Annotated in this window: 9 protein-coding genes; 8 read left to right on the plus strand and 1 reads right to left on the minus strand. The window is 45.7% G+C overall.

Annotated elements, in window-relative coordinates; genetic code table 11:
* Nucleotides 1–142 precede the first annotated feature (142 nt).
* Genes A4U59_RS02650 through A4U59_RS02665 form a run of 4 tightly spaced genes read left to right on the plus strand, consistent with a single transcriptional unit; the run spans nucleotide 143 to nucleotide 2,856 of the window.
* Nucleotides 143–529: a GntR family transcriptional regulator gene (locus A4U59_RS02650; RefSeq protein WP_070119651.1), complete on the plus strand. Its 387-nt coding sequence runs from the start codon at nucleotides 143–145 to the stop codon at nucleotides 527–529.
* Nucleotides 526–1,422 (plus strand): ATP-binding cassette domain-containing protein, encoded by an 897-nt coding sequence (locus A4U59_RS02655; RefSeq protein WP_070119652.1) that lies wholly within the window; start codon nucleotides 526–528, stop codon nucleotides 1,420–1,422. Before A4U59_RS02650 ends, A4U59_RS02655 begins: the two co-directional genes overlap by 4 nt.
* Complete coding sequence (locus A4U59_RS02660) at nucleotides 1,409–2,149, plus strand: hypothetical protein (RefSeq protein WP_070119653.1); 741 nt, start codon at nucleotides 1,409–1,411, stop codon at nucleotides 2,147–2,149. The genes A4U59_RS02655 and A4U59_RS02660 overlap by 14 nt, the downstream gene beginning before the upstream one ends.
* Complete coding sequence (locus A4U59_RS02665; protein WP_070119654.1) at nucleotides 2,146–2,856, plus strand: hypothetical protein; 711 nt, start codon at nucleotides 2,146–2,148, stop codon at nucleotides 2,854–2,856. The genes A4U59_RS02660 and A4U59_RS02665 overlap by 4 nt, the downstream gene beginning before the upstream one ends.
* 247 nt (nucleotides 2,857–3,103) lie before the next feature.
* Here the strand turns inward: A4U59_RS02665 and A4U59_RS02670 are convergent, their stop codons facing one another.
* Nucleotides 3,104–3,658, minus strand: coding sequence for a YhcN/YlaJ family sporulation lipoprotein (locus A4U59_RS02670; RefSeq protein WP_070119655.1), 555 nt, complete (start codon nucleotides 3,656–3,658; stop codon nucleotides 3,104–3,106).
* A gap of 354 nt (nucleotides 3,659–4,012) precedes the next feature.
* Between A4U59_RS02670 and A4U59_RS02675 the strand changes: the two genes are divergently transcribed.
* The 4 genes from A4U59_RS02675 to A4U59_RS02690 all read left to right on the plus strand — a co-directional run bounded on the left by A4U59_RS02675 (nucleotide 4,013) and on the right by A4U59_RS02690 (nucleotide 8,235).
* Nucleotides 4,013–4,561, plus strand: coding sequence for a YkoP family protein (locus tag A4U59_RS02675; protein ID WP_245680478.1), 549 nt, complete (start codon nucleotides 4,013–4,015; stop codon nucleotides 4,559–4,561).
* 86 nt (nucleotides 4,562–4,647) lie between these two features.
* On the plus strand, nucleotides 4,648–5,505 hold the full coding sequence (locus tag A4U59_RS02680) for a metallophosphoesterase (protein WP_070119664.1): 858 nt from the start codon (nucleotides 4,648–4,650) through the stop codon (nucleotides 5,503–5,505).
* A 402-nt stretch (nucleotides 5,506–5,907) separates the two neighbouring features.
* Entirely contained in the window at nucleotides 5,908–7,056 is a 1,149-nt protein-coding gene (locus A4U59_RS02685) for an NAD-dependent epimerase/dehydratase family protein (RefSeq protein WP_070119656.1), read from the plus strand.
* Between the two features lie 15 nt (nucleotides 7,057–7,071).
* On the plus strand, nucleotides 7,072–8,235 hold the full coding sequence (locus A4U59_RS02690) for a glycosyltransferase family 4 protein (RefSeq protein WP_070119657.1): 1,164 nt from the start codon (nucleotides 7,072–7,074) through the stop codon (nucleotides 8,233–8,235).
* The last annotated feature ends 335 nt before the right edge of the window (nucleotides 8,236–8,570 follow it).

Here is an 8,570-nt window from a genome sequence, read left to right on the forward strand (position 1 = left end):
GTGATAAAGCCGGTGGATACCTTTTTTTACACCAAGAGGATTTTTTAAAAAAACTCGTGCAAATCATACTGCTGTAGGCTATGATTAAATCAGTACATTACTCCACTAATGCACTAGGTGATATGGAGAAGAGGTGGGATGGTTGAGTCTTAATACTGACAGCAGTAAACCAATCTATATTCAAATAGCTGAATGGCTGGAAACAGAAATTCTAAGCGGGCATATTGCAGTGGATGAAAAAGTTTTTTCTCAATATCAGCTCGCAGATATGTTCAATATCAATCCGGCTACCGCAGCCAAAGGACTTGCACTGCTGGCGGATGAAGCGATCTTATATAAAAAACGGGGGTTGGGGATGTTTGTCACTCATGAAGCGAAACAAATAATCGCATCGAAACGGAAAAACCGGACATTGAAAAACCTGGTTACAGAAACCGTACTCGAAGCAAGCCGTCTGGAAGTAAGCGAAACTGAGCTGATTGAAATGATTAGGGCAGAACAGCGCCTCATAAAGGGGGAAGAAAGGTGAATGTCATCGCGTGCAGTAATCTCACCAAAACATACGGAAAGGCGAAAGCACTTAACAGCCTGTCGTTCACAATAGAGGAAAACACCATAACAGGCTTGATCGGCCGCAACGGCGCTGGAAAAACCACGCTTTTAAAAACGATTGCGGGTCAATTGAAGCAAACATCCGGGGATATCCATGTGTTCGGCCAAAAACCGTTTAACAACTTAACGGTGTCTGCCAACATGATTTTTGTACACGATCAGATGACCTTGCCGGACTCTCTGACACTGGCAGACCTTTTACAAGCTTCAAAAAGCTTCTATAAGAATTGGGATGCAGGCCTGGCGGAGCGGCTGTTCAACTATTTCAACTTTGACAGCACCTCAACATACAGCCGCCTTTCCAAAGGAATGAAGAGCACATTCACGATGATTATCGGGCTTGCGGCGCGATGTCCGCTGACAATTTTCGATGAACCGACTACCGGGATGGATGCAGCGGTTCGGAAAGACTTTTACCGGGCATTGTTAAAAGATTACATTTCCCATCCCCGGACAATGATCATCTCTTCCCATTTGCTCGAAGAAATTGAAGACTTGCTGGAGGATATCCTATTGATCGACAACGGCCAAAAGCTGCTTCACCTGCCGATGATTGACCTTAAGGATTATGCGGTAGCATTGAGCGGCGACCAGGCGGCTGTCACCCGATTTACAGATGGAAAGGAGCTTTTTCATCAGCATAAGATCGGTGACAACCATACTTACACCGTGCTGCGGAATACATTTTCCGAGAAAGAAATGCAGGCAGCGCGTTCAGCCGGGATTGAAATGAGCCGGGTATCTTCTGATGACCTTTGCATCTATTTGACCGGAGGCACACAAGGGGGAATTGACGATGTTTTTAACTGAAGCCAGGCTTCCTGACATTATGATGAAGCAATATAAATATAAGCTGAACAGTTACATCGGCGCCTTCCAGTCACTTATGCTGACCCAATTGCTTGGCTTGCTTTTGTCTTTTTCCGGAACCAGTTCGATGAGTTCCGGGTTCTCAGACAGCGTGGATATCTCCATAAGATTTTACACAGGTGACATAATCATCGCCTTTACGATGGTGTGGGCTTTCCTTACCGGCATTTTACTTACGACAAAAGCTTACCGATATGACGACTTCACCTTTGTTACCAGCCGTTTTACAAGCAACCTTTCAAGTATGCTGTTTTTGGCTACATCGAGTTTGATCGGTGCAGTGACCGCCCTGCTTGCCGGAGTGCTATTAAAAGTGATCATTCACTTTACTTCGGATGCCACTCCGCTCGGTTTCCAGCCTCTTGAAGATTTGCACATCGGCATCCTGGCAGCCTGCTTTTCGCTCCTCCTGCTTTCTGCAGCGGGTTACTTTATTGGCATGCTGGTCCAGATCCATAAATTGGTTGCGTTTCTATTGCCTGTTTTATTTGTCGGCATGCTTGTCATTGATGCGAAAAATGGCTCTGAAGAAGGGATCCTGTTTCACATCGCTTCCTTTTTCGCAGATTCTTCTCTCGGTGTTTTCGGTTTGAAAACGTTGTTGGGAACCGCAATCCTTTATGCTTGTTCAATTGTCATTTCTAATCGATTGGAGGTGCGGTCATGACTCTCGTACTGCCGATTTTACTTTTAGTAACCTTTGCTGCGATTACGCCCATTTTGATGAGGAAACGGAATGCAGCCGGTTTCACGTATATGAGTGCCCGAAAGCTTAAATGGATGCTTGGCGGATACGGAACCCTTCTGCTTCTAGCGGCGTCCATTGCTCTGATTCTGTCTGCAAATACTCCGGAAGACAGTGCCAGAAGCGAGGTCCCCGGCCGCCAGGAAATCCAGAAAGCTGCGCGAGCCGGCAAACTCAGCCAGCTAGAAGGGATACGGATGGACAAAAAATGGGAAATGGCATTCGAAGAAAGCGAGCTTATGGTCGAGCTGAGAGAAAGCGGGCATCGGGATTCCCTTCTTTTTTACGAAGAAGACCCGGCAAGTGATGGTATGATTGAAGTTGAATATTACCGCCCCCCTTCCCTATATAAAGGAATGGACTTGTCCGAACAAATACCGCCGCCCGGAATGTTATTGAACGGAAGCACACTCACAATCAATCACCTTTCTTCCTTGAAGTTGGATTTCACCGGCATTGAAAAGGAGTTCATTACCAAGCACTTCACAACCGAAGGAAGCTCCTTTGAAAATGCCCTTCACCCTGAGGAAATAATGTGGAATATGGAAAAGAGTGTGATTCTTGTCCGCGTTCCAGAAGGGACAGACGTGGTGTCAGGGGCTCACTCTTTCATCGAAAAGCTTGAGTAAAGGTTTGAGAAAGTGAGTGGCTCTGTTTGTGTCAAGATGCCCTTTGTTACCTAATGAGTTTTTTTGCATGAAGGTTTTTATACCAAAACGCACTTTAATCACTTTATTTATCAAAACAGTAAAAAAGCGGTCAGGAGCTTAAAAGCCACTGGCCGCTTTTTATATTCACAGAGCGAAAGTCATTTAACGATAGGATACTTGCACTTCAAGCCAAAAAACCGTCAGCCAAATAAAGGCATTTTTTATACTACCGGGCATTAGGGAAAACTCTGCGTGTCATTTCCGTGAATTCATCAAAAAAACCTTCAATCGGATCGCCTTGCTCGATGCGGTCGGTATAGTCTGCCATACGATCGGTAAAGTCAGGGTTTTGAGACACATACACATTGTCAATGTCATTGTCCGTTTGTTTTACTTTATCTGAAATTCTGTTCTTCAGTTTGTCGGATATTTCCCCTTTTGGATCATCCGCCAGCACGACGGCAACGTAAGCATTATTCTCTGTGGTCACCGTATAGGCGCGGTCTATTTCTTTCATAGCTGCAACCCGGTCGCTCGCTTGCTCTGCAACATCCATCCTTCTTTCATTGTTACCATTATTCATGTCAGCATTATTGTCGTTGTTCATGATGCCGTTATTATCATTCCGCTGATCGATCAGTCCGTCATCTCTTGTGCCGATGTTCTGATAGCCGGTATTTTCAACTCCGTTATCCCCGTTATCCCTTGCTTCATTAGTGGCACAGCCGGCTAATGCGGCAGCAGCGAGTAATACAGTAAGGAAAACTTTAACTTTATACACTGAAAATGCACCCCTTTTTGTTTGGATTTGTTCTTAATTTGAACAGTCTGCCCAATATTATGCAGATGAATTTTCCGCAGGGGATAAAAAAACTCGTTGTATGTATTACGGGTTTGGTTTGGAAGTGCAAAAATCAGAACATAAAACAACATTAGTTTTACTAACTGAATTGGCATGGTAAAACCAGTTACTGTAGGTATCCCGGGTGGTTATTTTGAAAATACTCCGTTACCCCCATCTCCTGAGCAAGCAACTGGCTTAAATTGCTTATTATGAACTTGACACAGTCGGCAAAAAGTAAAGGGGACTAAAGGTAAAGGAGCAAAAACTGTGGCTATGATGATCAGAATATGCATGTTATCGATCTGGACGTTTCTGGATCCTTATTATTTCGCCCTGACAAGGCTGAAATATATAAAAAACGAACACAGGGAAAAGCAAATTTTCCGGGTAAGGCTGACCAGATATAAAGGAAAAGACATGATCCTTTCTGACGGCACATTGATAAAGAAAAACGATCTCCTGGTAAAAATCCATCTGCACAATATAAGGATCATCAATGAAATGGACAGATACCAAACGGAAATCCGGAAGGCTCTGTTTATTTATAAAAATGTTGAGAAAGCTCTTCCCTGCCTGGCCAGTTATGTCAACGCCCATGCGAGCAGTCCGGAAATCAAGGGCATCCTTGGCATCACGGTATTAAACAAAGGGGCTGAACGGCTGGGATTTGAAGTCATTCCAATCAATAACCCCTTTTACGAGAGATTCAAGCTTTTGACCGCAATCCCGATCTATATGCTTTCAAACAGTTTCAAAAAGCAGACATTATCCCGGAAGAAACCGGCCTATCTCTGCATGTCCAAAAACCAGCTGCTGTCAGGACATTTGAAAACCGCTTGACCCCCGCACCAAATATTACCGGTTCATCTGCCCTTCCTATCCTTTTATAATGAAAGGAGAAGGAGGGGATTTTGTTGGTGCTGTCTATCACAGGATTTCTATTGAGTATCAGTGTTTTATTTCTATATAAAAAGGCGAATGCCAATACGAAAAAATTTGCAGTAAATACGATTCACCTGGATGATCATGACCAGAACAGAGACGTTTCCGCCCCTTCCGTCAACATCCTCCATTTATCTGACCTCCATCTTGAAAACTTATCGGTTACTCCGGATGATCTATATGAGAAATTTAAAGATGAGTCGTTTGATCTCATCGCCCTGACGGGGGATTTTCTTGACCGTAAACGAAGCATACCAAAGCTTGTTCCTTATTTAGAGGCCCTCAACCGCCTCGATGCAAAATACGGCATGTATGCAGTGTTCGGAAATCATGATTATGTTTTGAGGGAAAATAACTTCAGCCAGCTTAAAGAGTTGCTGAACGCCCACGGCTGCAGGACGATGCAAAACGAGTCCGCCACCATAACGGTCGACGGCTGTCCGCTTCATATCATCGGTGTCGATGATTACAGTACTGGCCGCAGCAATCTTAAACAGGCATTCAGAGAGGCTGGGGACGGATTCCGGCTTGTCCTTACGCACGACCCGAATGTTGTCCTTGACATGGAAGATTATCATTATGACTACCTTCTCTCGGGCCACTTTCACGGCGGCCAGATCCACTGGCCAAAACCGTATCACCTCGTCAAAATGGGAAAACTTGTCCGCATGGAAATGATCAAAGGCCTTAACCATTATAATGGGAAGCGGTTTTACATCAGTGAAGGCCTCGGGCAAACAGGGGTGAACATCAGAGTCGGAAGCCGACCCGAAACGACGTGCCACCGATTTTCGCTTTCAGGTTTCACTGGCGACACGGAAACCAAGGAAACGGCGTTATAATTTTATATGGGTCTAACAGTAAGGCGCTCAGGGTAAACCTTGGGCGTCTTTTCTGCATTTGCCCAGACACTGCGATTATCCGGGGAAAGGAAGACAAATAAGAAAATAAGGCAGTCGGCGGGGGCATTTTCTCTCTGGCCTTGTCATTGGACAAAGAAAGGAGAAGTAAGATAAAGTCTGAATAGGCAAAGGTTATGAAAAGTCCTGCCATTTTGCATTTCCAATTCAAACACATGCCCTGTCACGTTCTTATCGTTTATCCTGTCCATATTTCCGGCAAGCAGAATGAGATGCGGGTATTTTTCAACATCCAATCTATCTTTGCAATTATTTAATCATTTACTACATCGTTTTTGTTTACAATTATAGTGGTAATGAATTATCAATTTCAGGAGGGGTACGATGAACATTATTGTTGCTGGGGGCGATGGATTTTGCGGATGGCCTACCGCTTTATATTTATCGAAACAAGGCCATACCGTTTCAATTATTGATAATCTGGTTAGAAGAGAAATAGATGAAGAGTTGAATTCAAATTCGCTTACTCCTATCATTTCTCTTGATGAGCGGGTCGGCCGCTGGAAAGAAGTAACCGGTCATACAATCAAAACACACATCGGCGACTTGACTGACTATACCTTTTTGAGAAGTGTACTTGAAGAAGTGAAGCCGGATGCTTTCGTTCACTTTGCTGAACAGCGGTCCGCGCCATATTCAATGATCGACCGCGAACATGCTGTCTACACACAGACGAATAATGTCACCGGCACGCTCAATGTCCTATACGGAATCAAAGAAATTGTTCCGGACTGTCATCTCATCAAATTGGGCACAATGGGAGAATACGGCACTCCAAATATTGATATCGAAGAAGGCTACATAAAAATACAGCATAAAGGCCGTGAAGATGTCCTTCCATATCCGAAGCAGCCTGGGTCCATGTACCATCTTTCCAAAGTGCATGACAGCCATAATATCATGTTCGCCTGCAAAATCTGGGGCATCCGTGCCACTGATTTGAACCAGGGCATTGTGTACGGGCTTCATACGGAAGAAACACTAATGGATCCGTTTCTGGTGAACCGTCTTGATTATGACGCAGTTTACGGGACCGCTCTGAACCGCTTTTTGATTCAAGCTGCAATCGGTCACGATATGACGGTCTACGGATCAGGCGGGCAAACACGGGCTTTCCTCAACATAATGGATACAATCCGCTGCATTGAAATCGCTGCTGAAAATCCGGCAGAGAAAGGCGAATTCCGTGTATTCAATCAATTCACCGAGTATTTCTCCATGAACGATCTTGCCGAAAAAGTGAAAAAAGTTGCTGCAGAAGAAGGCATAACGAGCAAGATTGCCCATATTGAAAATCCGCGGATTGAAAATGAAGACCATTATTATCATGCGGTCAACACCAAGCTGGTCGACCTCGGACTTGAGCCGAATCTTCTGACGGATGATGTATTGAAAGGCATCCTGAAATCTGTAGTCAAGCATAAAGACCGCGTCATTACCGACAACGTCCTTCCGAAGGTGACCTGGAAATAAGAAGGGGTTATTCCAATGAAAATCGCCATCGTCACAGAAACATTCCTGCCATCAACCGACGGTGTGGTGACAAGGCTTTGCGCGACAATCAAATGGCTGAAAGAACAGGGGCATGAAATGATCGTCATCGCCCCTGATCTTGGCGTTGACGAGTTTGAAGGTGTACCGGTAAAAGGCATTCCCGCCCGGAAGTTCTTTTTCTACCGGTCCAGGGAATTCAGCCTGCCAAGCCGGAAGGTGAAAAAAATCCTCATGGAGTTTCAGCCTGATGTTGTTCATGCCGTCAACCCTGCACTTGTCGGGTTTGCAGGCGTCCATTATGCAGAGAAACTGAACCTTCCGCTCGTCGCCTCCTATCACACGAATGTGCCCCGCTATCTCGACTATTACCGGCTGTCAGCGTTCAAACCGCTGCTGTGGTGGTGGATCCGCCGGATGCACAATAAAGCTGACATGAATTTATGCACCTCACAGTCGGTACAGGAAGAACTGACGGAAAGAGGCTTCCACAGTGTCCGCCTCTGGAAACGGGGCGTTGCTGTCGATAAGTTCGGCCCTGAATATTATGATGAGGGGATGAGGGAGCGGCTTACAGCCGGAAAACAGGACAAAATCCTACTGCTGTATGTCGGACGGCTGGCAGCTGAAAAGGAAATCCAAAAAATCAAAGATGTGCTTGAGGAGTCCGATCAGTTTTGCCTTGCCCTTGTCGGTGACGGTCCTTACCGGAACGAATTGGAGCGCCATTTTCTGGGGACGGACACAGTTTTCACCGGCTTCCTGCATGGCGGCGAACTCGCTGCAGCTTATGCGTCTGCAGATGCGTTTATTTTTCCATCAACGACCGAAACACTGGGGCTTGTCATTCTGGAAGCCATGGCATCAGGGCTTCCGGTGATTGCCGCTGACAGCGGACCGACGCGTGAACAAATCGAGGACGGGGTCACAGGACTGCTTTATGATCCGAACGACCGGACAAGCTTCACAAATACCGTGCTACAAACACGAAACAGCGGCATGCTCGCTTCCATTTCTGCTGAAGCATTGAAGGAAGGCAGGACGATGGGGTGGAATCGGCCTGCTGAACAGCTGGAGCAGCTATATGAACATGTGCTTCATGAATGGGCCCGGGAAGAGAAAAATGTTCACCGTTTTAAGGCTGGTGAAGAACCGAGGTGAATTCAGGGAAGGACAAAACATACGCAGCATATGTTCTTCGCCAGTAATTTGAGCAGAAACTTCACTTTTGGCACGGCAGACTGGTCCCGTGCCCATAATCAGGGTTGAGCCTATTTTATAGGCACGCAAGATTGGTTCCCGTGCCTATAATCAGGGAAGGACCTTCTTTATAAGCACGCAAGTCTGATTCCCGTGCCTATAATCAGGGCTGGGCCTACTTTATAGGCACGCAAGTCTGATTCCCATGCCTATAATCAGGGAAGGACCTTCTTTATAGGCACGCAAGTCTGATTCCCGTGCCTATAATCAGGGCTGGACCTACTTTATAGGCACGC

The organism is Bacillus marinisedimentorum (assembly GCF_001644195.2).
GTDB classification, from domain to species: domain Bacteria; phylum Bacillota; class Bacilli; order Bacillales; family Bacillaceae_O; genus Bacillus_BL; species Bacillus_BL marinisedimentorum.